General features: G+C 49.9%; 21 protein-coding genes. 12 read left to right on the top strand and 9 right to left on the bottom strand.

The genetic code is table 11. From position 1 onward, the window contains the following. Nucleotides 1–326 precede the first annotated feature (326 nt). The 5 genes from M2137_RS09865 to M2137_RS09845 all read left to right on the top strand — a co-directional run bounded on the left by M2137_RS09865 (nt 327) and on the right by M2137_RS09845 (nt 9,414). Nucleotides 327–3,644, top strand: a complete 3,318-nt coding sequence (locus tag M2137_RS09865; RefSeq protein ID WP_280766266.1) for a beta-L-arabinofuranosidase domain-containing protein — start codon at nt 327–329, stop codon at nt 3,642–3,644. Nucleotides 3,645–3,926: 282 nt separating this feature from the next. Continuing rightward, nucleotides 3,927–4,763, top strand: coding sequence for an outer membrane beta-barrel protein (locus M2137_RS09860; RefSeq protein WP_280766265.1), 837 nt, complete (start codon nt 3,927–3,929; stop codon nt 4,761–4,763). Between the two features lie 42 nt (nt 4,764–4,805). Beyond that, a complete protein-coding gene (locus M2137_RS09855; RefSeq protein WP_280766264.1) occupies nt 4,806–5,627 on the top strand; it encodes a FecR domain-containing protein in 822 nt (273 codons plus the stop codon). Between the two features lie 13 nt (nt 5,628–5,640). After that, nucleotides 5,641–8,370, top strand: a complete 2,730-nt coding sequence (locus tag M2137_RS09850) for a TonB-dependent receptor (RefSeq protein ID WP_280766263.1) — start codon at nt 5,641–5,643, stop codon at nt 8,368–8,370. Between the two features lie 3 nt (nt 8,371–8,373). Further along, nucleotides 8,374–9,414 (top strand): DUF4249 domain-containing protein, encoded by a 1,041-nt coding sequence (locus M2137_RS09845; RefSeq protein ID WP_280766262.1) that lies wholly within the window; start codon nt 8,374–8,376, stop codon nt 9,412–9,414. A 6-nt stretch (nt 9,415–9,420) separates the two neighbouring features. Here M2137_RS09845 and M2137_RS09840 read toward each other — a convergent pair whose 3' ends face one another. Further along, complete coding sequence (locus M2137_RS09840) at nt 9,421–10,629, bottom strand: NAD(P)-dependent oxidoreductase (protein WP_280766261.1); 1,209 nt, start codon at nt 10,627–10,629, stop codon at nt 9,421–9,423. Nucleotides 10,630–10,637: 8 nt separating this feature from the next. Continuing rightward, nucleotides 10,638–11,162 (bottom strand): shikimate kinase, encoded by a 525-nt coding sequence (locus tag M2137_RS09835; RefSeq protein WP_280766260.1) that lies wholly within the window; start codon nt 11,160–11,162, stop codon nt 10,638–10,640. Between the two features lie 458 nt (nt 11,163–11,620). On the opposite strand from M2137_RS09835, the gene M2137_RS09830 reads away from it, so the two are divergent. From M2137_RS09830 to M2137_RS09805, 6 genes are all read left to right on the top strand, one after another. After that, on the top strand, nt 11,621–12,067 hold the full coding sequence (locus tag M2137_RS09830; protein ID WP_280766259.1) for a hypothetical protein: 447 nt from the start codon (nt 11,621–11,623) through the stop codon (nt 12,065–12,067). A gap of 47 nt (nt 12,068–12,114) precedes the next feature. Next, nucleotides 12,115–13,014: a serine acetyltransferase gene (locus M2137_RS09825; protein ID WP_280766258.1), complete on the top strand. Its 900-nt coding sequence runs from the start codon at nt 12,115–12,117 to the stop codon at nt 13,012–13,014. A 96-nt stretch (nt 13,015–13,110) separates the two neighbouring features. Continuing rightward, nucleotides 13,111–14,577 (top strand): THUMP domain-containing protein, encoded by a 1,467-nt coding sequence (locus tag M2137_RS09820; RefSeq protein WP_280766257.1) that lies wholly within the window; start codon nt 13,111–13,113, stop codon nt 14,575–14,577. Nucleotides 14,578–14,607: 30 nt separating this feature from the next. Further along, nucleotides 14,608–15,879 (top strand): phosphoribosylamine--glycine ligase, encoded by a 1,272-nt coding sequence (gene purD / locus M2137_RS09815; RefSeq protein ID WP_280766256.1) that lies wholly within the window; start codon nt 14,608–14,610, stop codon nt 15,877–15,879. Further along, entirely contained in the window at nt 15,879–16,889 is a 1,011-nt protein-coding gene (locus tag M2137_RS09810; protein WP_280766255.1) for a hypothetical protein, read from the top strand. The genes purD and M2137_RS09810 overlap by 1 nt, the downstream gene beginning before the upstream one ends. After that, the gene (locus M2137_RS09805; RefSeq protein WP_280766254.1) at nt 16,877–17,329 is read left to right on the top strand and encodes a VTT domain-containing protein; all 453 of its coding nucleotides are present in this window, start codon (nt 16,877–16,879) and stop codon (nt 17,327–17,329) included. Before M2137_RS09810 ends, M2137_RS09805 begins: the two co-directional genes overlap by 13 nt. On the opposite strand, the gene M2137_RS09800 is transcribed toward M2137_RS09805, so the two are convergent. Genes M2137_RS09800 through ahcY form a run of 7 tightly spaced genes read right to left on the bottom strand, consistent with a single transcriptional unit; the run spans nt 17,304 to nt 23,481 of the window. Further along, on the bottom strand, nt 17,304–18,437 hold the full coding sequence (locus M2137_RS09800; RefSeq protein ID WP_280766253.1) for a glycosyltransferase: 1,134 nt from the start codon (nt 18,435–18,437) through the stop codon (nt 17,304–17,306). The two genes, M2137_RS09805 and M2137_RS09800, sit on opposite strands and share 26 nt — an antisense overlap. A 10-nt stretch (nt 18,438–18,447) precedes the next feature. Then, a complete protein-coding gene (locus tag M2137_RS09795) occupies nt 18,448–18,990 on the bottom strand; it encodes an HAD-IIIA family hydrolase (protein WP_280766252.1) in 543 nt (180 codons plus the stop codon). Continuing rightward, nucleotides 18,968–19,669, bottom strand: a complete 702-nt coding sequence (locus M2137_RS09790) for a nucleotidyltransferase family protein (RefSeq protein WP_280766251.1) — start codon at nt 19,667–19,669, stop codon at nt 18,968–18,970. The genes M2137_RS09795 and M2137_RS09790 overlap by 23 nt, the downstream gene beginning before the upstream one ends. A gap of 1 nt (nt 19,670) precedes the next feature. Beyond that, nucleotides 19,671–20,261 carry a D-sedoheptulose 7-phosphate isomerase gene (locus tag M2137_RS09785; protein WP_280766250.1) on the bottom strand — a complete coding sequence of 197 codons (591 nt, stop codon included), beginning with the start codon at nt 20,259–20,261 and terminating at the stop codon, nt 19,671–19,673. After that, complete coding sequence (locus tag M2137_RS09780) at nt 20,243–21,277, bottom strand: dehydrogenase (RefSeq protein ID WP_280766249.1); 1,035 nt, start codon at nt 21,275–21,277, stop codon at nt 20,243–20,245. Before M2137_RS09780 ends, M2137_RS09785 begins: the two co-directional genes overlap by 19 nt. An 8-nt stretch (nt 21,278–21,285) precedes the next feature. Continuing rightward, nucleotides 21,286–22,059, bottom strand: a complete 774-nt coding sequence (locus tag M2137_RS09775; RefSeq protein WP_280766248.1) for a class I SAM-dependent methyltransferase — start codon at nt 22,057–22,059, stop codon at nt 21,286–21,288. Between the two features lie 3 nt (nt 22,060–22,062). After that, nucleotides 22,063–23,481: an adenosylhomocysteinase gene (gene ahcY, locus M2137_RS09770; protein WP_280766247.1), complete on the bottom strand. Its 1,419-nt coding sequence runs from the start codon at nt 23,479–23,481 to the stop codon at nt 22,063–22,065. 392 nt (nt 23,482–23,873) lie between these two features. Between ahcY and pyrB the strand changes: the two genes are divergently transcribed. After that, nucleotides 23,874–24,788 carry an aspartate carbamoyltransferase gene (pyrB, locus tag M2137_RS09765; protein ID WP_280766246.1) on the top strand — a complete coding sequence of 305 codons (915 nt, stop codon included), beginning with the start codon at nt 23,874–23,876 and terminating at the stop codon, nt 24,786–24,788. The last annotated feature ends 10 nt before the right edge of the window (nt 24,789–24,798 follow it).

Here is a 24,798-nt window from a genome sequence, read left to right as displayed (position 1 = left end):
ACGACAAGGTACAAAATTAAGTGTCGGACGAAAAGGGGGGAGATACAGGGAAAATAGACTAAAACAATGAAAAAACAATCTATATTTTTTATAAAAACCATCGTATAATATTTTATTTCAAATAGTTAGCGCTTTTGGCTGGAAGGATAGTTCTTTGGATGTTTTTGATATGAAATTAGATTATTCTTATACTTAAACAATGTAAAGTAGGTTTAATTTGCATTTAATTGGTTATGAAGCCACGTGCCACTAACTCATGATCCCTCATATCGAAAGTGTAAGCAGAGAACTCTCAAGATAAATGAAACAAAACATAAATTGTGACAATGATGAAAAAACAGAATTTTGTTATGCCTGCCATGGCCTGTTTGTTGCTATTTGCACCACTATGCTCCGAAGCAACAGATGCATCCCTTACAGAAAAACGCTCTTTGGCGGATGTCCGATCGATCGCTAAGGTTGAGACTATCCGGGTTGAATCGCCGGTAGGAACGACTCCCCGCTTGCCCTATCAGGTCTGGGTGACCTATTCGGACGGTAAGTCGGAATATCGCCAGACAAAATGGTCGAATGCCTCCCGTACTGTGGAGGAAGATCAGGCCAATCCGGCGACTCACCCTGTTGGACGTGAATATACCATCGAAGGCTTTATCATCGGTGACAATACGACGGTGAACGGTTTCCCGATCACCGCCCAAGTAAAGGTGGTATCCCAGGCGTATATTACTCCGTCGAACCGGCCTATAGCCGAGGCGGTTCCATTGAACAGGGTGACTATTCTGGGCGACAATCGGTTGACCTCCAACAGAGAACTGGCTATCCATGAAATCATAAGTTGGGATGTTGCCCAACAACTCTATAATTACCGCGACACCTATGGTATGCCTACTGAGGGATATCCCAAGTCTAACGGATGGGATTCGCCTACCACCAAGTTGAAAGGACATGGATCAGGCCACTATATGTCTTCCCTGGCATTGGCTTTTGCCAGCGCAACGAATCCGGAACATAAGAAGATACTGCGTGAGAATATGACCCGTATGGTCAACGAATTGCGTGCATGTCAGGAGAAAACATTTGTCTGGAATGAGGAATTAGGCCGTTACTGGGAAGCCCGTGACTTCGCACCGGAAGCCGAATTGCGTGAAATGAAGGGTACCTGGAAGGACTTCGATGAGCATAAGAAGGAATGGGCGAAGTATGGTTATGGCTATCTCAATGCTATTCCGGCACACCATGCTGCCTTGATCGAGATGTATCGTGCTTATAACAATGAAAACTGGGTGTGGGCGCCTTATTACTCCATCCATAAACAGCTGGCAGGCCTGATTGATATCGCTACCTACGTGGATGATCAGCAGGTGGCTGCCAAAGCCTTGTTGATAGCAAAAGACATGGGCTTGTGGATCTGGAACCGCTTGCATTACCGCACCTACGTAAAAACCGACGGAACACAGGAAGAGCGTCGGGCTAACCCGGGCAATCGCTATGAAATGTGGAATATGTATATCGCCGGAGAAGATGGCGGAACCGGTGAGTCACTGGCACGTCTTTCCGAAATGGTAAGCGATCCGCAGGAGAAAGCTCGCCTGCTTGAAGCATCGACTTTCTTTGATAGTCCGGCCTTCTATGAGCCACTGGCTCGCAATGTAGATGATGTCCGCACGCGCCATGCCAACCAACATATCCCGAAGATCATCAGTGCGCTCCGCAGTTTCCGGGGTAATAATGAAGCCTATTACTACAACCTGTCACAGAATTTCTGGGAAATGATACAGGGACGCTACCGTTATTCTGCCGGTGGTGTGGGCAATGGTGAGATGTTTCGTCAGCCTTATACGCAGATTCTGAGTATGGCTACCAACGGTGCGCCTACGCTGAATGAGACCTGTTGCGCCTATAACCTGGCGAAACTGACGAAAGACCTGAACTGTTTCAACCCGGATGATGCCAAATATATGGACTATTACGAGCGTATATTGTACAATCAGTTGGTTGGTTCCCTGCATCATTCGCATTATATGACCACCTATCAGTATGCCATAGGGCTTAACGCTTCGAAACCATGGGGCAACCGTACACCGCAATCCTCTTGTTGTGGTGGCACAGGTTCCGAGAATCATGTGAAGTATCAGGAAGCGACCTATTTTACCGGCGGGAATACCCTTTGGGTGGCGTTGTATATGCCTACCTCGCTTCGTTGGGATGAGAAAGGGGTGACTCTTCAACAAGATTGCTTGTGGCCGGCAGAGAATTCAAAAATCCGCCTGACTGAAGGCAAAGCCAACTTTGAAATGAAACTGCGCGTGCCTTATTGGGCAACGGAAGGCTTTGATGTGAAGCTCAATGGCGTTTCCATTGCTACCAGCTATCAACCGAGCTCCTACGTTTCGATTCCCGCGCGTGACTGGACAACAGCCGATGTGGTAGAGATCATTATGCCGTTCAGCAAACATATCGACTACGGCCCAGACAAGATGGAAACGGCGACCGTAGGGCGCAACCAACCCGATATTCAGTTCGATCCGATGTGGGCTGGTACGCTGATGTATGGCCCGTTGGCCATGACGGCTACCGGTGTGAACGAATGGAATGATGCCACCCTCACGATCGACTCCTATCTGGAGAGTATCATTGCCAACGGCCCCAGCGGCGGTTCGGCCGGATCGAAAGGCAATCTCTATACCCTGACTCAGGGCGGAAAGACCTTTGAACCCGATTATTTCAAAGACGAGAATTCGACGCACTACTTCCGTATAAATCTCGTAGGCGATATGATTGGCGAGTTTAGAAGCCTGTTGGCTGCTAAATTGCAGGATGCCGCTGTTTTCCAATCGAAGAACTACACCAAAAAATCCTATAAGGCGCTGAAAACTGCCATCGCATCGGGCGAAAAACTGCAACGTGCCAAGGAGGTGTCTCAGGGAGAGATTACCGCTCAGATTGCGGCTATCGACCAGGCTATGAATGGACTGGCATCTGCCAAATTAGATAAAACAGCGCTTGTCGCCGTATTGAAAGAGGCAGAATCAAAATCTTCTGCCGATTACACCTGGGATAAGTATGCTGCTCTTCAGATGGCCATAGCATCGGCGAAAGAGGTGAATGCAACAGGCGAATCGCAGCTGCTGGTTGATAGGCAGATACAAACCTTGCGCAAAGCCATGGGCGACCTGGTGTTGGCCAATAGCATAGATAAGAGTGCTTTGAAAACAGTATTGGATCTGGCCGCAGAAAGAAAAGCAGCACAGGAAGCCTGGAACGCATTGACTGTTAAGGTGCCGGAATACTCCCCGTGGGCGCCGCAGGCTTACCGTCGCTTGATGCAGCAGCTTCAACGAGCAGAAAATATCTATCAGAACGAAGATAAAAACTACAATCAGAATGAGGTCAATCTGGCTACCTCCTCCCTGAATGCAGCGATCAACACCATGCGTCCCGGCAACCTGCCCGAACCCGAAGATCTCTATCCGTTGTCTACCCTGCTCCGGCAAGCCGGTCGGGTGATTCCTTCCGAGGTGACCCCGGAAATAGCCGATGCGATTGCTTATGCAGAGATGGTGACAGCGTATGTGAACGACGGAAGCGGTACGCATGATATGATACAAAACGCCGTTGAAAAGCTACGAGAAGCGCTTAAGTAAATAAATAAAAAGCTTCCGATAAGCGATAGATAGTTCAATGTAAAAAGGCATTCCCTAAGGGGGATGCCTTTTTTTTGTGGGTAGCATTAGGGTAATGTAAGATGTGAAGGAGATAGGAAATTCAGATAGAGTAAAATTGAAGATATGTGGCCGCAGATTGCCGCTATGGCGGCTTTTGCCCCCAATCCATCAAAAATATATTTTTTTCTTGCTTCCCCAATAGGGGTTTTTCCTCTTTCCCTTGTCTTAGGGGTAAATGTGAAATGCATAAAGATGAAAAAGATGAAAAAAGTATTGTTATTTGTGTGGTTGATGGCCGGTTTTATGTCGGTGGAAGCCCAGAAGTTGTATGTGATGCCCGAGGTAGGGATGAGTGCGGTAAAGCATGAGTATAATCCGTATAAGGGATATAGTGCTGATTATCGAAACCGTACCGCTTACGGCGATGATAGTTGGCGGGCGGCGCCTAAGGTAGGTGTAGGCGTGATGTTTCACCCGAAATCGGAGAAGTTCGCTTTGCAGTCGGGGCTCTATTATACCTCACAGAGTCGCTCCTCACGTATGTTCTTCTGCAATTATGGCTATTTTGTTGACGATTATGAAGGGGCGGGTGAAAAGACCATAGTAGGTGAAAAAAGCTTTATTGTCGACGATAGCAACTCCACCCGGCATCTGTTGCAGGTGCCTTTGATGGCACGCTTTACATGGCGCGTGGCCGACGAGGTGAATATGTTTGCCGCTGTGGGAGGTTCTGTCGGCTTCGAGGTAGGCAGCAGCGGCTCTCTCAAAGGAACACGTCTGGGATTCAGCGACGATGAGGTGCCGTATAATATGAGTCATGGAAGCTATGGCGACGGTTCTACCACAGACCCCTGGCTCTATCCCTACGATGTGTATGGCAATTATTATGGCATGGGCAATACGGTGAATCCTTACTCCAATAGTCATATCCGGAAAATAACCTGGGGATTGTCCGCGCAGGTAGGGATTGAATACCATAAGATGGTCATTACCGCCGGATACGATCTGGACTTTGGGAAAGAATCTACCTATGACAGTTTCGGACTCCACTATCAGACACTAGCCCTTTCTGTTGGGTATAAGTTTCGCTTGAAATAGTAAAACCTTTACTTCTTATATTTAAAAGCAACTAACAAAAAAATGAACGATCAAGATAAAAAAATACGCTTTGTCACCCGGCGTTACCGGGAGAAATCGCTTGACGCGGAGGCGGCCTGGGGGCGGTTCAGCCGTGAACAGGGCATACGCCGTGTGGCGCTGATGCGCAAGTATTGGGTGGGCGCCGCGGCGGTGTTACTGTTGTTAATAGGCATTGGCGGGCGTTACTGGATGGAGCGAACCGGAGAGGAATGGGTGGCGATTGCCGCCGGTGTGGATGAGGTGAAACAGGTGTGGCTGCCCGATAGTTCGATGGTGACTTTGGCGGCCAACAGTGAGATCCGTTACGACCGCAAACAATATGGAAAGGAGAGGCGTCAGGTGATGATGAGTGGCAAGGCCTTCTATGAAGTGCAGCCCGATGGGGAGCGCCCTTTCTCTGTCCATACCAGCCGGACAACAACCACCGTACTGGGTACCTCCTTCCAGTTGGAAGAGAAGGAGACAGCCACCGATCTCTATGTCAACACCGGACGGGTTGCTTTCGAAGCTGACCGGGAGAAAGAGATCCTGACGGCAGGCATGAAAGCGACCTATCACGATGGCGAAGGCATCTGGCGGGAGGAAGAACCGGCCTCGCCTAACCAATTGGCCTGGAAGACACGCGAACTGCGCTTCCGTCAAACGCCGATGGAGGAGGTAGTGCGGGATATCAACGAGGCTTATCAGGCTGCAATTGTATTGCCCGACGAGGCGGCGCAACTGAAGCTGACTGCCTATTTCGACCATCAGCCTTTGCCTGAAGTCATAGCCATTATAAATGAAACATTGGAAATCAATCTGACTATACACCCTCTACCATAATTAAAACATAACGATGAAGTCAATTTATCTACTTATATGCGGAATATTTATTTGTTCCGTATCCTCTCTCTTTGCGCAGGAGCCGACCGCTTCGCTGCCAACCGTTACGCTCGACCTGCACCAAAAGCCGCTGGAGGAGATCCTCTCGGAGGTGGAAAAGCAAACAGGTCTTTATTTCTCGTACGAGGCAAGCCTGTTGAATGGCCTGCCGCAGGTGAATATAAAAGCGGAAAACGAACCGATCGATGCCTGCCTGAATCGCCTGTTGACCCCGCTTTCGCTGATGTGGCAACAGCGTGGGAAGAGTATTATTCTGAAGAAGCGTCCCCGCCAGGTGGTGGTCAGCGGTTTTGTGCGCGACAAGGGCTCTTCCGAATCGCTGATCGGCGCCTCCGTCTATCAGATAGCAAGCCGGAAAGGAGCAGCCACCAATAGCTACGGTTTCTTTAGTCTCTCGCTCGAGCCGGGGGATATCCGCTTGCAGGTGTCCTACATCGGCTACAAGCCCCGGGTGATCGAATTCCCCTTTATGGAGCGCGATACCCTGTTGACCATCGAACTGGAGGGCAGCGCGGTGTTGGAAGAGGTGGTGGTTGTCGCCTCCGACCTCGACCGGCAACCGGTGATGACTACCCAGATGGGGAAATTGGAGATCAATCAGCAAACCATACAGGCCACGCCGACGATGTTCGGCGAATCGGACATTATCAAGACCATCCAGCTCACCCCCGGCGTAGCAGCCGGAACGGAAGGCTTTGCCGGTATGTATGTGCGCGGCGGGAACCTGGACGAAAACCTTTTCCTGATCGACGGCAACCCGGTCTATCAGGTCAGCCACGTCGGGGGGATCTTCTCCGCTTTTAATACAGAGGCCATCCGGGGGATGGATTTTTTTAAAGCGGGCTTCCCGGCGCGTTATGGCGGGAGGCTCTCCTCGGTGGTCGATGTGCATACCAAAGAGGGGAATATGCGGGAGTATAAAGGAAGCGCGTCGCTGGGGTTAATCTCGGCGAATCTATCGCTGGAAGGACCGATTATCAAAGACAAAACATCGTTTATGGTGGCTATGCGGCATACCTGGCTGGATGCGATCACCGCCCCTGCCGTGGCGATTGTGAATAAGATGGAGAAAAAGAACGGCACCAAGGTGGGTGGACGCTATGCGTTCTATGATATCAATATGAAACTGAACCATATCTTCAACGACCGTAGCCGTATGTTTTTCAGCTTGTATCACGGTAAAGACGTGATGAAGGCGAGCCCGAAGGAGTTCAATAGCGAGCGAGAACAGGACGATCCTCCCTATCTGTTGGAGAACAAGACCTCATTGACCTGGGGCAACCTGATGGCGACACTGGGGTGGACCTACGTGTTCAACAACAAACTGTTCGGACGCGTCTCCGGGGTGTTTACCCAATATAAGTCGACCCTGCGCAGTAGCAATGAATATACCTACAGTACGCCCGATGCCGACGATTATGAATACACCTATAACGAGACCTCGAGCCGGAACGGGATTACCGATTTCGGATTGCGTTCCTCTTTCGACTACCTGCCGGCGGCGGAGCATCATATTCGTTTCGGACTCGATTATCTGGCGCATCGCTTTCGTCCCGAATACAATCGTTACCGGGCGGAGAACAACCTTGGGCAGGAGTCGGAGCAGATCAATACCACCTTTACCGACGACCTGTTGCTGTCGCACGAGGCTTCGGCCTTTGTGGAAGACGACTGGACATTGTCCTCCCGCATCAAGCTGAACGGCGGCTTGCGTGCCAGCGCTTTTGCCGTGCAAAACAAAACCTATTTCTCGCTCGAACCCCGCCTCTCGGCACGCTGGCTGATGCGTCGGGATCTAAGTATGAAAGCCTCATACGCCCGCATGAACCAGTTTGTGCATCTGTTGAGTGGTAGCTATATCAACCTGCCGACCGACTCGTGGATGCCGGTCACCAGCCATTTCAAGCCGTTAGTGAGCGATCAGGTGTCACTGGGGCTCTACTATAATCTGAAGAGCAATTATGACTTTTCGATCGAAGGCTATTATAAAAACCTGAACAATCTGTTGGACTACCGCGACGGCTACTCCTTCCTGCCTACCTTCTCAACCTGGGAAGAGAAGGTGACTGCGGGCAAAGGACGTGCCTATGGGGTGGAGTTTATGGCACGCAAGCAAACGGGAAAAACAACCGGTTGGGTTGGATATACCCTTTCCTGGGCCGACCGGAAGTTTGAGGAGATAGACGGAGGCAAACGCTTCCCCAGCAAATACGACAACCGCCATAAGATCAATATTGTCGTGATGCATAAATTGTCTAAGAAGGTGGATCTATCGGCTGCCTGGACCTATTCTTCGGGTAATCGGCAGACGTTGTCATTGAACTCCTACGAGGTGGCGGAAGGATGGATGCCCGGTGAGTCGGGTTCCGGCACGCAGGTGCTCGACGCCTATACCGGAAGAAACAATTTCCAGTTGCCTGCCTATCACCGGCTCGATCTGGGGATCAACGTCTACCGCCCCAAGAAGAGCGGTAACCTGGGGATATGGAACATCAGCATCTACAATGTGTATAACCGCCTGAACCCCTTTATGGTCTATAAGGCGCATAAGACTGTCAGGGAATGGCTTCCGCCCGGCCAGGATCCCAATGGACTGGGGCCTCATAATAAATCGGTGCCTGTATTCAAAAAGGTAGGTATTATTCCTATTATCCCAAGTATTTCTTACACCTATAAATTCTGACAAATGAAACATTATTATATCCTCCCTTTGATTGCCTATTTATGCCTGTGTTTATCGGGCTGTTATTCGGATATCGATCTGGAAGACCTGCGTACACCACCTCAACTGGTATTGAACAGTATCGTTGTGGCAGGCGAACCGGTCAAGGCATTCGTGTCGCAGAGCTGGTTTCATACCGATGAGGATCAGCCTCGCGATTCCCTCTGGCAGGCGGAGGTCGAGCTCCATGTGAACGGACAACTGAAAGAGAAGATGCCGTGGCAGCCGAGTGACGGAGAGAGCATCCGGCGGGGTTACTTTGGCGCCGGTTACAAACCCGCGTCAGGCGACCGGATAAAGATCACTGCCCGGGCAGAAGGATTTGAAGGGATCTCGGCCGAGTCGGTTGTGCCACGGGCTATTCCGGTCGATGCCTTCCGCATGACGCCCCTGGCTGTCGACGAAGAAGATACCTGGCGAGTAGGAGTGCCCTACCGTTTGTCGGTTACCTTTACCGATCCCGGGGGAGAAGATGATTTTTATTACATCCGGTTTATGGCCTACCATCCGGTGTGGGATCCCCATAGAAAGGAATACACCGATGAATACCGCTGGAAGGCGTTGTCGATCAACTATGACGACGAACCTCTTTTTGCGAACGACCTGAGCGTGCTCGATAAACTGTTCGACTACGGCTACCTTAGTTCAAGGCAGGGTCGGGTGTTCAGCGACGAACTTTTCAACGGGAAAAGTTATACGATGCATGTGAAAACCGATCGCGTTTATAGCGCGTACAGTGATTATGGCGGGGATGGTCCCTGGTTTAACGACATCTTCCCCGAGACACCTCCGAAGGTCTATTTCTACGCTTTCCTGTACACCTTCTCTCGCGAGTATTATCATTATATGAAAGGATTGGTGGCCCTATCGGACGGCTCGTTTCAAAACGAATTGATCAACGCAGGCATATCCGAACCTATCCCCCTGTTCTGCAATGTCGAGAACGGGCTGGGTATCCTTGGTGCCTGCCATCCGGATAGTGCCAGGGTATTGTTGGAGGAGTAGTTGGTATTAAAACGCCGCCAGATAGATATCGATATTGTTGGAGGGCAGGCCGAAGAAAGAGGATATGTAGTCGTTGACCGGCTTGCCTGTGTACATATAGACGCCCTGTTTGAACCCCTGATTGGCTTTGATCATGTTTTGCACGCTACCGATATCGCCCATATCGCGCAGGAGCGGTACGAATATATTGCTCAATGCCATCGAGGTGGTACGGGCGACATTGTTGCTGATGTTGGGTTTGCAATAATGGAGCACGCCGTATTGTTCGTATATCTGCGGCGTCTGTGGCGAGAGGTTGCAGGTGGTCTCGAAGCATCCGCCCTGATTGACACGCAGGTCGATCACGAGGGCGCCCCGTTTCATGGTCTGGATCAGCTCTTCGGCTATGACATACCGGTGGGCGGCATTGATGTAACGCATGGCGCCGATCACCACATCCGCCGTACTGAAAGCATTCTGTAATACATTTGGATGGAAGGTGGAGGTGAAGAGTCCCTGTCCCAGCGTCTTCTGGATCGCCCGCAGTTTGTTGATATCATCGTCGAACACCTTCACGCTGGCACCCAGCGCCAGGGCCGCCCGCGCGGCAACGGTTCCGGCATTGCCGGCTCCAACGATCACGATCTCGGTAGGCGATACCCCCGGGATACCTCCCAACAGGATGCCTTTCCCGCCTTGTGTGTTGCTCAATAGTTCGGCTGCAATGGTGATCGAGGCGGTTCCTTCGATCTCTGAAATGACATTCAATACCGGCAGACGCCCATCGTTGTCACTGATCAGTTCCAACCCGATAGCGGTAATGCGTTTGGTCATCATCAGGATAAAAGCCTCCGGGGCGAACATATATTTGGAAGTCATGGAAAAAAGGGTGGTGCGCGGCCGCATCATCATGACCTCTTCGACCGTGGGTGGCAGTATCTTCAACAGGATATCTGCCTGAAACACCTCCATAGACGTAGCTACAATCTCCGCTCCGGCTTCTGCATAGTGGTTGTCGCCGTAGTTGATGCCCAGGCCGGCGCCGGTCTCCACCATCACCCGGTGGCCGCAATCGGTCAACATATCGACTGCTTCGGGCGTGAGAACGACCCGGCGTTCTTCCTTCTCCCGCTCGCGGGGAATACCTATCAGGAGTTTGTTTCCGCTTTTTGTCAGCTCTTTCAATAGTTCCTGTGGGCTGTACGCTCCTTGTGTTTTGTCATGTGTTGCTCCCATATCAATCGTTATATCAGTAGTTTCTTCAATTGGCTGGCAATAGACTTTACGTCCTGCTCGGTCAGCATCACCTCGGCATCGAACAGAAGCGTTGCCTGCGTGTAATAGGGCTCCCGCGTCGCCAGGCTTTCCCGGATAAAGGCGATCAGTTCTTCGCCAGTGCGTCCTTGCAAAACGGGGCGTGTCTGTTTGGCAACCGTCAGGCGGCTGGCCAGTTCTTCGACCGAAACCTTCAGGTAGACCGTTGTCCCCATCTCGTTCATAAAGGTGATATTATCCGAAAAACAAGGCGCCCCTCCTCCGGTGGAGATGATCACATCTTCGAACATAGCCACTTCGTGCAGCATCCTTCGCTCAATGTCCCGGAAACAGGCTTCTCCTTTCTCCCGGAATATCTGCCCGACCGTGCGGTGGTAGCGCGCCTCGATATGGCTATCTAAGTCAATAAAAGAGAGGCCGGTCGCCCTCGCCAGCTCTTTCCCGACAGTCGTCTTCCCGGCTCCCATATACCCGATCAAAAAGATACGTTTCATTTAGTCTGTCCAGTAGTTTATGCAAATGTAGTTTTTTTTACGGTTCATTCGCTCAATGAGTATTTAGAAGTTCAGGTAGGGAAAGGATTTGATTTCTCACCGTGTATTTGTACACCCCAACCTCTCAAATGTTAAAATACGAACTGTAAGTAAAACGTCTGTTTTACTTACAAATCCATACGTTAAAAAGTGTTTCTCCCGGGAGTTTGTCTCCGAAGTCCCCCTTTTTTGCGCGCAAAGTCCCTCTGAAATTACAAATCGTAAATTGGGGATTTTGTTGGAAATAGAGAAATTAACATTTGTTAGCATCTTAGTAAGCGGCCTTCGCTTCTCCGAAGGATCAGAAGCAATTAATAATCGCTAAACGAGCGAAGCGAAGTACAGGGCAAAATGACATCATGGCATGAAATAAGCGGAGGAAAGTGTATCTTTGTGGAAGAAATATAAAATGAAAAGTTATGAAAAAGTATCTGTTGGTATTTGTTATGGCGGTATTGGGTTTAGGGTTCTCCGGATGTGAGGTGACGGAAAACGGCACGCAAATGGAGATCGTGGAGATCACAGTTGACTCACGCGACTGGCGCATTGAATATGATGGCGACACGCCTTATTTTGTGTGCGACAAAAGCGCCCCGGAAATCGACAATACCATCTTTAAATGGGGGAGCGTGATGGCTTATGTCTATGTGCGTCCCGGACAACAGAGCGAAGGCTTGACGCCGCTGCCTTATCCGTTGGAGTTTCTGGAAGTATATCCTGGCGGCGGCGAACACGCGTGGACGGAAACCATCTCCTGGGAGTATCGTCCGGGTTATGTGACCTTCTATGTGCAGTACAGCGATTTCGCTATTAGTGAAGATTTTAGGCCTGGAACCAAATATTTCCGTTTAGTGTTGAATTGGTAACCGAAAATAATCCTATTTTTGCAGGGAAATGTTATTAAATCAAATGAATGGACGTGTTCCCGCATAATGCTGTGTTGAGCGAGACGATCGAACAATTGTCGGACGAGGTCTCGTATAAACAATTATACCATACCTGCCGTGATGAGGAGACCCTGCCGTCGGGCGACGCGCTGAAAGAGATCATCGATTTGTGCCGCGCCATTCTTTTCCCGGGCTATTATGGAAAGAGCCGGGTGAACGTGCAAACCATTCGTTTGCATACCGGGGTGAATGTGCAGACCCTGCATCACCTGTTGTCCCGCCAAATCCATGCCGGGCTTTGCTTCGACGAGACCTCCTGCCGAACCATCCCGACGGATGAGATCAGGCAAAACGCAGAGGCGCTGTCGGAACGTTTCATCTCCACCTTGCCTGACCTGCGTGCCATACTGGCGACCGATATAGAGGCTACCTACCAGAGTGATCCGGCGGCGCAGCATATCGGCGAGGTTATCTTTTGCTATCCGGGGTTTCGGGCTATCGTGAACTACCGGATCGCTCATCAACTGCATCTGTTAGGCGTTCCTTTTATTCCCCGGATGATCACCGAAATGGCGCATTCCGAAACCGGAATCGATATCCATCCGGCGGCATCGATCGGTCATCATTTTTCGATCGACCATGGCACGGGCACTGTGATCGGCGAGACCAGTGTGATCGGTCATCATGTTCGGATATTCCAGGGGGTCAGCCTGGCCGGTGAGAAATTGGCTCCCGACACGGATGGCAACCCCGTGCGTGGGGTGGCCCGTCATCCTATCCTGGAAGATCATGTCACCATCTATTCCAATGCGACGCTTATCGGAAAGATACGCATAGGCAAAGGGGCTACGATCTGTGGAAACGTATGGATCGCACGCGATGTAGAGGCAGGAGAAACGGTTTATCAATTGATAATGGATAATTGACAATTGGTAATTACCACCAGAAGACATGAAAGAGAAACAATATAACATAAGTAATAATCGATACCCATTATCAACAGTCAATTTTCAATTACTAAAATGAATAACGCGAATTTTGAAATGGTGGCAAAGACCCAGCAAGGGCTGGAAGATATTCTTGCAGAAGAATTGATTGCCTTAGGCGCGCAGGATATACAAAAAGGTCGCCGCATGGTCTCTTTTACAGGAGACAAAGAGATGCTTTACAAGGCAAACTTCTATTGCCGCACGGCCCTTCGCATTCTGAAACCCATTTATCATTTCAAGGCCAAAGATGCCGAAACGGTTTATAATGAAGTGAAAAAGGTGAAGTGGGAAGATTTTATGTCGCTGGAGACTACGTTTGCCATCGACTCGGTTATCTTCTCCGAGGACTTCAATCACTCCAAATTTGTCGCTTATCGCACCAAAGATGCGATTGTGGATTATTTTATGGAGAAGGAAGGGAAGCGTCCGTCGGTGCGGGTGAACAACCCGGATCTGCGGATCAATATACATATTTCGCATAACGACTGCACCCTTTCGATCGACAGCTCGGGAGAGAGCCTGCATAAGCGGGGTTACCGGACGAATCAGACGGAGGCGCCGTTGAACGAGGTGTTGGCAGCGGGTATGATCCTGATGACCGGATGGCGGGGCGAGTCGAACTTAGTCGATCCGATGTGCGGATCGGGCACCCTATTGATCGAGGCGGCGATGATCGCACTCAATATTGCACCGGGTGTTCACCGCAAGGAGTTCGCTTTTGAGAAATGGCTCGATTTCGATCAGGAATTGTTCGATCGTATCTACAACGACGAGAGCAACGAAAAAGAGTTCAAATTCAAATGTTATGGTTCGGATATCTCGCCGGTGGCGATCGAGAGTGCGCAGGAGAATATCCGCAATGCCGGACTTTCCAAATACATTGAATTGCAGGTGTTGCCTTTCCAGAAGTATGAAGAGGCACCCCAACCGGGCATCCTGGTGACCAATCCTCCTTACGGAGAGCGCATCTCTTCGCGCGACCTGATGGGGCTTTATAGTATGATAGGGGAGCGGTTGAAACATAAGTTTACCGGATATAACGCCTGGATCCTCAGCTATAAGGACGAATGTTTCGATAAGATCGGATTGCGTCCGAGCCAGAAGGTGAAACTATTGAATGGTTCGCTGGAGTGTGAATACCGTTGTTATGAACTCTTCGACGGGAAAAACAAAGACTATAAAAAGGCATTGAATGAGACGCAAGACAGCGGCAGTGGCTCATCCCGGAGAGTTATTCAGCGCAAACCCGACTTCAAACGGGATAAGATGGATCGTCCGGAACGCCGTTTTGCAGCGGCTCACACGGAAAATGAGGATGAGAAGGCACCCTATATACCCGGGAAACGCTACCTGGGCGACGACAGAAAGGATGGTCGTCCGGATCGTAAGCCTTTCCAGGCGAAGAAACCCGATAAGAAACACTTCCGCGACGGGGATAGCGACTTCAAGAAACACTCTTCCAAAAAGCCTTTCAAGAACAGAGGGCGGGAGGAGTTTTAATACGAACATGTTTTAATTGATACGAAAAAAATGAATATACTATTGTTAGGTTCAGGCGGGCGTGAACATGCCTTGGCATGGAAAATAGCTCAAAGTCCTCTGGTTGATAAACTTTTCATCGCGCCGGGTAACGCCGGAACGTCTTTAACGGGCACGAACGTGCCGATGAAGGCCGATGATTTCGAGTCTATCAAGACGTTTGTGTTGAATAACCGTGTGCATATGGTGATTGTGGGTCCGGAAGATCCGTTGGTAAAAGGCATTTATGACTTCTTCCGCGCCGATCCGACGCTGGCACATATCCCAGTGATCGGCCCGAGCAAGCTGGGAGCACAGCTCGAAGGAAGCAAGGATTTTGCCAAAGCGTTTATGCAACGTCATCATATTCCAACCGCACGCTATCAGAGCATTACGACGGAGAACCTGGCGGAAGGATATGCCTTCTTAGACTCGTTGGAGGCTCCTTATGTGTTGAAAGCCGATGGATTGGCTGCCGGCAAAGGGGTATTGATCATCGACGACCTGGCGGTTGCCAAGCAGGAGTTGGCCGGTATGCTGGATGGTATGTTTGGTGATGCCAGCAAAACGGTGGTGATCGAAGAGTTTCTGGACGGGATCGAGTGTTCTGTCTTTGTGATGACCGATGGCGAACATTATAAGATTCTGCCGGTTGCCAAGGATTATAAACGCATTGGCGAAGGCAATACCGGCCTGAATACCGGCGGTATGGGTGCTGTTTCGCCTGTTCCTTTTGCAGACGAGGTGTTTATGGCGAAGGTGGAGGAACGGATTATCCGTCCGACCGTCGCCGGATTGAAAGCGGAAGGAATCGATTATAAAGGCTTTATCTTCCTGGGACTGATTGAAGTGAAAGGCGAACCGATGGTGATCGAATACAATTGCCGCATGGGCGATCCGGAAACCGAGGTGGTGATGCTGCGTATCGCGAGCGATCTGGTTGAACTTCTGGAAGGAGTCGCTGCCGGCGACCTTGATAAGCGGGAGATGCGGGAGGATCCGCGTGCCGCCGTTACCGTGATGTTGGTTAGCGGAGGCTACCCCGAGGCCTATGAAAAAGATAAAGAGATCACAGGCCTGGATAAGGTATCGGCTGAAAACATTGTCTTCCATGCCGGGACTCGCAGAGCGGACGGACGGATACTGACCAGTGGTGGACGTGTGATCGCTGTTAGTTCATACGGTAAGGACAAAGAAGAGGCGTTGGCTCGTTCGTTTGAAGGGGCGAAGGCAATCGATTTCGAAAAAAAATATTTCCGTCGTGATATAGGATTCGACTTGTAGTGCCTGTTTCTGCCAACATACATAGAAGGATTCGCTTTGATCGTCCGGGTGTCGTTGTCTATATAATCGGCATCTGCCTGTTGTGTTGGGTGGGCGGATATGTGGTGTCGCTCGGCTTTCCCATCGAAGCGGATCCATCAGATACGCCTGTATGGGCATCGCTCAGTCGTTTCCTTTCCGGGAAGCTTCCCTCGTATCTGATCGGATTTCTCCTGGCGTTGGGTGGCGCTTTTCTGGTACAAAGGGTTAGTTATGCGCTGGTATTGATCAGGGATCGCTCTTTTCTGCCCTTTTTATTCTTCTTTTTATTGCTTAGCACCAACGCCTGTATTTTCCCTTTGCAATCGACTTCGTTTGCGTTGTTCTGTTTGGTGTTTGCGCTTTATCTGCTTTTTACGACCTATCATGACCCTACTTCGGTCGGGAGATCATTTGGCGCCGCTTTTCTATTGGGAGTAGGTAGCCTATTATGGGTGCATATTCTTTGGTTTGTTCCCCTGTTTTGGATAGGGATGCATATGTTTCGTTCGTTGAGTCCGAAGAGTTTTATGGCTTCGCTGATCGGAGTTACAGTCGTCTACTGGCTGTTATTGGCCTGGGCGGTATGGACAGGCGACTATACCTGTTTTACTATTCCGGCACAATCATTGGCTGATTTCCGTCCTTTCTTCTGGCATTTCTCGGATTGGATCGAATGGGTTCCGATATTGATTGTGGTATCGCTGGTGGTTACCGCCTTTGTTAATGTGATGGCTCATGAGTTGGCTGATAGCCTGCGTACCCGGGAGTTTCTTTCTTTTCTGATGTTATTGATCGCGTGGTCGACCATTCTTTTCTTTCTCTATGAGCAGGCTTCGGTGGAATTTATGCATATGATGGCTGTTCCATCCTCTACATTGATTGCGCATTTCTTTGCCACGCGGCAGAATCGCTACACTTTTTGGCTGATGATTGCAACGATCATCGCTCTTCCTGCCCTCTTAATACTTCAGCTCTCATGGAGTTTCTAATCACTTATGGGTATATAGGGGTTTTTATTGCCGCTTTTTTAGCCGCTACTATTCTGCCGTTCAGCAGTGAAGTGGTGCTTACCGGGGTGATGTTGGCGGGAGCCTCCTATTGGCCTTGTATGATTGCGGCTACCTTGGGCAACTTCCTGGGTGGAATGACCTGCTACTGGCTGGGCATGCTTGGCAAAATCGAATGGATCGAGAAGTATTTGAAGATGGATCGTGCGAAGATCGACCGCGTGCAGCAATGGGTACAAAAGCAGGGATCCTGGACGGGCTTCTTTGTTTTCCTGCCCGGTGTGGGCGATTTCATCGCGGTTGCCCTGGGTTTCCTGCGTGCCAATGTGTGGATTGTGGCACTCTCCATGTTCGCCGGAAAGGCCATTCGCTACTGGGTCTGGATGGAACTGGTGTTTAAGGTGCAGGAGGTAATCCTTTAGAAAAGTCTATTAAATGCTTTGCAAACACCTCCCAGGTGAGTAGCTTCTTTTCCCGTTCGAAATTTTTAGCGAAAAAGGTTGGATCTTGTTGGTAGAATTCCCGGATGGTTTGAGCCATGGACGCCGCATTTACGTCGGGAATCATCAGGCCGATGCCTTGTTGTTCGATGCTTTCATCTAACCCCCCGGTACGTGTGGCGAGCAAAGGTGTTTCAAAGTGATAGGCAATAGAGGTGATTCCGCTTTGCGTGGCGCTGCGGTAGGGGAGGATGCAGACATCGGCTGCCGAGAAGAATAGCGGTACTTCATTATCTCCGATGTAGCGATTGAATACTTTGATCTGTTCCGGGTGTTTACTTTGACTGATCTGATCGCTGTATTTCTGGAACGATCCGTAGCTCTCTCCGGCAATCACCAATTGATACTCTTCGCTATCCAATAGTTCAAAAGCCTCTATCAGGAGGTCTAATCCTTTATAGTCGCGAATCAATCCAAAGAAAAGAAGTGTTTTCTTGTCGGGATCAAGCCCTAATTGTTCGCAGGCAAGGCGCCTCTCCACCTTCTCGCCAAAATGATCATAAAGCGGGTGAGGTAGCATGATATTCGGGGCATCCGGACGAAGAGTCAATAGATCATGGCGAACCGACTCGCTCATGGCTACAAATCCACTGTTTTGTTTGAGAAACCAGGTGGTGAAAGGTTTGTCGAAGAACTTTTGTTCGTGCGGGATTACATTGTCCAATACGGTGATCACCCGGCAACCTCTCTTCTTTAACCGGCGGGCAACTGTTCCCAAAGAGGGCGAAAGGTAGGACATCCAATACTTCATAATCAATAGATCCGGTTTCTCTTTTTCGATTTGTTTGGCCGCCCGGATGTAACTGAAAGGGTTGGCCGTATCGAGTATCGGAATACTTTTTATTTCGATAGCCTGGTCATCGGGTGTGACATATTGTGTCTTTCCGGGAAACAAAAATTGAGGATATTGGCGGGTGAAGGTATAAGGAATCACTTCGTGTTCCCGGCGCAACGCCTCATATAGGTTGGCATTGAACTGAGCTATTCCGCCCCGGAAAGGGTAGAAAGTCGATAACATAGCTATTTTCATATCGTTCCGTCTATTGAATTGCTTCGGCAAAAGTAAATAAATCCGGGTATTGCGCAGTAAGAAGGAGGGAAGAAAGCTCTTTTTCGCTGACTTTATGGCCGATAAGTACCGCCGGGATACCTGCCCGGTTGGCAAACTGCATATCGGATAGTGAGTCGCCAGCCATAAAGCTATTGGCAAAGTCGATCGCCGGGAAGTCCGCTTTTGCCTGCCAAGCCATGCCCGGATTGGGCTTCCGGTCGGCATCCTCCGACGCAACGGCAGTTGCGATGTATATCTTATCGATACGCCCTCCGTGTCTCGCTATCTCTTCAAGCATATAAGAATGGATCTCTTGCAGGGCATCGGGTGTCATCACTCCTTTCCCCACGCCGCGCTGGTTGGTGACGATAAGGATATAATCAAACAGAGGCGCGACCAGTCGCAAAGCCTTCAAGGCTCCTTCTGTAAAGATGAATTCCTCTACTGTTTTCACATAATCGCCCGGGCGATGCCGGTTGATCACCCCGTCGCGATCGAGGAAAAGCGCGCTATAACGTTTTGTATTTCCCATCGGCAAAATCCTTTTGTGCCTGTGCATAATCTTCCGGGATGCCAATATCGATGAAGTAACGGTTGGAAGGAAATCCACCCAGCTTCCCGTCGGCCACTACCTGCTCGAAATAGTCTCTTTCCAACGAGAAGCGTTCGGGGTAATCGCGGAGTACACGGCGGTTGATCAGGTAGACACCCGCGTTGATCAATCCGGAAACACAATATTGTTTTTCGCGGAAAGCTTTGATATGCGCCTCTTCGTTTAGTTCGACAATGCCATACCGGTCGAAGTCTTTCATCTCTTTCAATGCCAGGGTCGTTTCTACTCCGAGCTTTTTGTGGCAGGTAAGCATCTCCCTGTAATCGACCGGAAACCAGGTGTCCCCGTTTAGGATAAAGACATCTTCCCTCTCTGCCTGGCAGAGCGAAAGGCGGGTGGCGCCACCCGTTCCGAGCGGTTCTTCTTCCACGACGATGGATATGCGCATGGTGGTTGCGTAACCGGCCAGCCATGCTTCGATCACCTCATGTTTGTAGCCTACCGCCAGTATGATATGATCGAACCCGGATGCTTCCAGTGATTGCAGGATATAGTACAAAAACGGCTGTCCGGCAACGGGCGCCATGGCTTTGGGTAGGTCGGAAACGACCGATTGCAACCGCGTGCCCATGCCTCCGGCCAGTATGATTGCTTCCATGTTAGAGCGATTTAAAGATTTCTTTTTCCACACATTCGCAGATGATATGCCCGATAGTGATATGTGCCTCCTGGATGCGGGGGGTATTGTTGGAAGGAATGTTGATAATCAGGTCGGACAAAGCCTTCATTTCCCCTCCCTTTTCGCCTGTAAATCCGATAGTCTTGATGCCTTTTTCACGGCAAACCTCGAAGGCTTTGACAATGTTTTTGGAATTACCCGACGTGGAAAGGCCTACCAATACGTCGCCTTTCTGCCCGATACCTTTGATCAGGCGGTAGTAAACGAGTTCAAACGAATAGTCATTGGCTATGGCTGTCGTATAAGAAGTGTTGCAATGCAATGCCTCCGCCGGCAATGCCTCCCGGTCGATATAGAATTTCCCGGAGAACTCAGCCGCCAGATGTTGCGCGTCGGCCGCACTTCCTCCGTTTCCGCAGAAATAGACTTTTCTACCCTGGCGGAAACAATCCACCAACATCTGTATGGTTGCCCCGATAGTTGCCTGCAGGCTTTCGTCTGCCAGTATGCGGTCGATCACCTGACGGTGTTCGTCGAGACGTTGCTGTATGATTATTCTTTCACTGTCCATGTTGTCAATCCTTTTTTACTGAATTCGAAGGGGTGAATGACCCCTACATTTAATTGAGTTAATGCATCGGCCACGGCATACGAAGTATTTCCCGGACAATAGAAAAACATAAAACCGCCCCCTCCGGCTCCGGAGATCTTGCCTCCCAACGATCCGTTCGCCATAGCCGTATTATATATGTTATCGATCCGTTCGTTTGAGATATGTTTGGCCATCAATTTTTTATTGGTCCAACTGGTATTGAGCGCCTTGCCCAGTTCCCACAACTCGTCGCGCAATAGGCAATTCTTCATGCGGAAAGCCTCCTCCCGTACCCGGTGCATAGCCTCCAGCGATTCTGTTTTTTTGTTTTTCACATTCGCCACCTGCTCTTCAATAATCTGCGACGAGCTACGCGACAGGTTGCTGTAGAAGAGAACCGTATTCATGGACCATTCCTGCAAAATATCATTACTGATACGCAGCGGATTCACAATAACCTTGTCTTCGGGCAGAAACTCCATGAAGTTGACCCCCCCGAAAGTAGCCGCATATTGATCCTGTTTACCCCCTGCCATTTGCAGGTCGACCCGTTCGATTTCGTAGGCGTAATGGGCAATATCGTATCTTCCCAACGGAAGTTTCAGCCATTCGGTGAAGGCTCCTAAAATAGCGACGACCAGGGTGGACGAGGTGCCCAAACCCGAGCCGGAAGGAACATCCATATGTGTCGTCAGTTCGAAGGAGAGCGGTTGCCCATTATTGTAACGCTTCACGATGGAGTTGTAAATCCCGTGTTGCAACACAAGCGGCCCTTCCAGGGGAAGCTGGGAGGTTGTTTCAAACTCTTCGATGATATTTTTATGGGTATGTACCAGGCGAATCTTTCCGTTTTCGAGCGGACGGATAGTCGCGTAGGCAAACAAATTGATCGTAACATTCAGGATAGCTCCTCCATACAGGTCGGAATAGGGCGAAACATCGGTTCCTCCTCCTGCGATTCCTAAACGAAAAGGTGCTTTACTACGGTATAACATATTGTTTTTTACTTCATGCTTATTAGATAATATCCACAGGTCGTATAGAAATTACGAATATAAGGGATATGGAATAATTTCCATAATTTGCGGGGCGATAGTTTGAACTTTGCCTCATAATTCGGATTGATCACATAGAGGCTTTTCGTGCGTATCCTGTAGTCCTCCTTTCGTATGATTCTTTCCAACCGTTCCAACGAGATACCTGTACTTTTGATATCGAGCATCTCTCCCGGATCTATTCCTCCACTGCGCAACAGGGCGGCATACGCCCGTCGGGGCAACAGGTGAATCCAGGGAAGACGTGAGATAAATCGATGATGGACAACCTGCTGATGACCTCCAAACGGATTCTGCCAGGGTGGGAATCCGATGAAAAGCACACCGGTCGGTTTCATGAATTTTTTGACAAACGACATAAACCGTTCCTGGTCGGGAATATGTTCGATCACATCCCGCATGATAATGATATCGAATGGTTGAGGCAACGATTCAATCCGGTAGATGTCTTCGGCAATCAATGTCAGGTTGTCTTTCTGCGGATGGGCAGCATAAAACTCCTTAGCCCGTTCGATCTGCAGGACGCTGAGGTCGATGCCCGTCACCCGGCAACCCAGATCTAAGAACGGTTTCATATTTCCTCCCTCGCCACAACCAATCTCAAGAACAACAACATCGGGCGTCACCGGATGTTGTTGTTCGATGAAAGGGATCACATACTTTTGGGTCGTATATGCCTGTTCGTTGAAATATTGTTGGCGATCGAGATGTCGTTGTTGCATTTTTTAGTAACGATAATGTTCCGCTTTGTAAGGTCCTTCCGGCGATACGCCCAGGTAGTCGGCCTGTTCCTGTGTGAGCCGGGTCAGTTTCACGCCGATGCGTTCCAGGTGCAGGCGAGCCACCTCTTCGTCCAACCGTTTCGGCAGGCGGTAAACCCCCACTTCGTAAGGCATGGTCCACAGATCAATCTGCGCCAATACCTGGTTGGTAAACGAGTTACTCATCACGAACGAGGGGTGTCCGGTGGCACATCCCAGGTTCACCAAACGTCCTTCGGCCAACAAGAAAATGGCGTTCCCGGTGGGGAAGGTATATTTGTCGACCTGCGGTTTGATGTTGATATGTTTGATATTCGGGTAATTCACCAATTTGTCTACCTGTATCTCGTTGTCGAAATGGCCGATGTTGCAAACGATCGCCTGGTCTTTCATCTGTGCCATGTGTTCGATCGTGATGATATCGCGGTTACCTGTCGTGGTGACGAATACATTTCCCTCTTTCACAGCCTCTTCCATCGTGGTCACTTCAAAGCCTTCCATCGCCGCCTGCAAAGCACAGATCGGGTCGATCTCCGTCACGATCACGCGGGCGCCGTATGAACGCATCGAGTGCGAGCAGCCTTTACCCACATCGCCGTAACCGGCAACGACCACCACCTTACCGGCGATCATCACGTCGGTGGCTCGCTTGATACCGTCGGCCAGCGATTCGCGGCAACCATAGAGGTTGTCGAATTTCGATTTGGTCACCGAGTCGTTCACATTGATGGCAGGAACAAGCAGTTCGCCCTTTTCCATCATCTGATACAGGCGATGCACGCCGGTGGTTGTCTCTTCGGAAACACCCTTCATCTCGGCTACCGTGCGGTGCCAGCGTTGGTTGTCTTCCGCGAGGATCCGTTGAAGCGTGTCCAGAATCACCTGCTCTTCCAGGTTGCCTCCCTTGCGATCGATCGAGGCCGCGTCGTTTTCCGCTTTATACCCCCAATGCACCAACAGGGAAGCGTCGCCACCGTCGTCGACGATCATATGCGGCCCTTTCCCGTCGGGAAAGCGAAGCGCCATGTCCGTACACCACCAGTATTCCTCCAATGTCTCCCCTTTCCAGGCATACACAGGCACACCCGTTGCGGCAATAGCAGCAGCGGCATGATCCTGGGTGGAGAATATATTGCAACTGGCCCAGCGCACATCGGCTCCCAGATCCACCAATGTCTCAATCAACACAGCAGTCTGGATGGTCATGTGCAATGACCCCATGATGCGGGCACCCGATAATGGCTTCTGACCGGCGTATTTCTGGCGCAACGCCATTAGGCCGGGCATCTCGTGTTCGGCTATTTCAATTTCTTTCCGGCCAAACTCGGCCAGGCTCATATCTGCCACCTTATAGGGGAGTGTAGTTGAAAATAATGCTGACATATTTCTTATGTTTTTTGAATTTCTGTTTTTATTAATGTGCAAAGGTAGGGATTTCTCCCGTAGGATGCGAAGAAAACGGTTTTTTTCGGGTACGTGAGGATGAATTCCCAAAATCGTGATTGTAAGCAAAACGGCCTTTTTTGTAACAAATCAATACGTTAAAAAGTGTTTCTCCCGGGAGTTTGTCTCCAAAACCCCGCTTTTTTGCCCGCAAAGTCGGGCGGAAATTACAAATCGTAAATTGGAGGGGTCGCTGAAAACGATCAAATTGACACATTTTAATCCACCTGAGATTTTTTTCTCAGGCCTAAAAAAATCAGGAGAATAGCCTTCATCTACCATTAATTGTTAAAGTTTTCCTACATTTGCATAAACGACGAATACGACACCTTATGAAGAGTAAAAGTTTAGTTTCCATTGATCAATGCTCCCAAGAGGACATTCTCCGCATCCTCGATAATGCCCAGAAATTTGAAGAGAACCCCAACCGGAAAATAATGGATGGCAAAGTGGCCGCCACCTTGTTTTTCGAACCCTCTACCCGCACGCGCCTGAGTTTTGAGACGGCGTTCAACCGCTTGGGGGGGAAGGTGGTCGGCTTCTCCGATGCCTCGACCAGCAGCTCCTCGAAAGGGGAGACATTGAAAGACACCATCCTGATGGTGAGCAATTATGCTGATGTGATCATCATGCGCCACTACCTGGAAGGGGCCGCCCGTTATGCTTCGGAGGTGACGGATATCCCAATTATCAATGCCGGAGACGGGGCCAACCAGCATCCTTCGCAAACCCTGTTGGATATGTATTCCATCCGCAAAACCCAGGGCACGTTGGAGAATCTCACCATTACGATGGTGGGCGACCTCAAGTATGGCCGGACGGTACACTCCTTGATCGTCGGCATGTCGCACTTTAATCCGACCTTCCATTTCATCGCGCCCGAAGAGCTGCGTATGCCGGAAGAACAAAAGCATTTCTGCGAAAAGCATAACATCAAATACACCGAACATTGCGACTTTACGACCGACATTATCAACCAGACCGATATCCTCTATATGACAAGGGTGCAGCGGGAACGCTTTACCGACCTGGTTGAATATGAACGGGTAAAGAATGTGTATATCCTGCACAATGAGATGCTGAAAGGCAGCCGCGACAACCTGCGCATCCTGCATCCGCTGCCACGCGTGAACGAGATCGCCTACGATGTCGACGATAATCCGAAAGCCTATTATATTCAGCAGGCGCGCAACGGACTATTTACCCGCGAAGCCATTATTTGTGAAGTATTAAATGTAGAAATCTAAACGAACCTAC

Origin of the sequence: Parabacteroides sp. PFB2-10 (genome assembly GCF_029893085.1) — a bacterium.
Lineage (GTDB): Bacteria > Bacteroidota > Bacteroidia > Bacteroidales > Tannerellaceae > QVMG01.
This window is presented reverse-complemented; position numbering and strand designations above follow the sequence as displayed.

What these genes read in the sequence shown, in the direction of transcription:
- M2137_RS09865 (WP_280766266.1), top strand. Translation starts at nt 327, where the DNA reads ATGATGAAAAAACAGAATTTTGTTATGCCTGCCATGGCCTGTTTGTTG.
- M2137_RS09860 (WP_280766265.1), top strand. Translation starts at nt 3,927, where the DNA reads ATGAAAAAAGTATTGTTATTTGTGTGGTTGATGGCCGGTTTTATGTCG.
- M2137_RS09855 (WP_280766264.1), top strand. Translation starts at nt 4,806, where the DNA reads ATGAACGATCAAGATAAAAAAATACGCTTTGTCACCCGGCGTTACCGG.
- M2137_RS09850 (WP_280766263.1), top strand. Translation starts at nt 5,641, where the DNA reads ATGAAGTCAATTTATCTACTTATATGCGGAATATTTATTTGTTCCGTA.
- M2137_RS09845 (WP_280766262.1), top strand. Translation starts at nt 8,374, where the DNA reads ATGAAACATTATTATATCCTCCCTTTGATTGCCTATTTATGCCTGTGT.
- M2137_RS09840 (WP_280766261.1), bottom strand. Translation starts at nt 10,629, where the DNA reads ATGGGAGCAACACATGACAAAACACAAGGAGCGTACAGCCCACAGGAA.
- M2137_RS09835 (WP_280766260.1), bottom strand. Translation starts at nt 11,162, where the DNA reads ATGAAACGTATCTTTTTGATCGGGTATATGGGAGCCGGGAAGACGACT.
- M2137_RS09830 (WP_280766259.1), top strand. Translation starts at nt 11,621, where the DNA reads ATGAAAAAGTATCTGTTGGTATTTGTTATGGCGGTATTGGGTTTAGGG.
- M2137_RS09825 (WP_280766258.1), top strand. Translation starts at nt 12,115, where the DNA reads ATGGACGTGTTCCCGCATAATGCTGTGTTGAGCGAGACGATCGAACAA.
- M2137_RS09820 (WP_280766257.1), top strand. Translation starts at nt 13,111, where the DNA reads ATGAATAACGCGAATTTTGAAATGGTGGCAAAGACCCAGCAAGGGCTG.
- purD (WP_280766256.1), top strand. Translation starts at nt 14,608, where the DNA reads ATGAATATACTATTGTTAGGTTCAGGCGGGCGTGAACATGCCTTGGCA.
- M2137_RS09805 (WP_280766254.1), top strand. Translation starts at nt 16,877, where the DNA reads ATGGAGTTTCTAATCACTTATGGGTATATAGGGGTTTTTATTGCCGCT.
- M2137_RS09800 (WP_280766253.1), bottom strand. Translation starts at nt 18,437, where the DNA reads ATGAAAATAGCTATGTTATCGACTTTCTACCCTTTCCGGGGCGGAATA.
- M2137_RS09795 (WP_280766252.1), bottom strand. Translation starts at nt 18,990, where the DNA reads ATGGGAAATACAAAACGTTATAGCGCGCTTTTCCTCGATCGCGACGGG.
- M2137_RS09790 (WP_280766251.1), bottom strand. Translation starts at nt 19,669, where the DNA reads ATGGAAGCAATCATACTGGCCGGAGGCATGGGCACGCGGTTGCAATCG.
- M2137_RS09785 (WP_280766250.1), bottom strand. Translation starts at nt 20,261, where the DNA reads ATGGACAGTGAAAGAATAATCATACAGCAACGTCTCGACGAACACCGT.
- M2137_RS09780 (WP_280766249.1), bottom strand. Translation starts at nt 21,277, where the DNA reads ATGTTATACCGTAGTAAAGCACCTTTTCGTTTAGGAATCGCAGGAGGA.
- M2137_RS09775 (WP_280766248.1), bottom strand. Translation starts at nt 22,059, where the DNA reads ATGCAACAACGACATCTCGATCGCCAACAATATTTCAACGAACAGGCA.
- ahcY (WP_280766247.1), bottom strand. Translation starts at nt 23,481, where the DNA reads ATGTCAGCATTATTTTCAACTACACTCCCCTATAAGGTGGCAGATATG.
- pyrB (WP_280766246.1), top strand. Translation starts at nt 23,874, where the DNA reads ATGAAGAGTAAAAGTTTAGTTTCCATTGATCAATGCTCCCAAGAGGAC.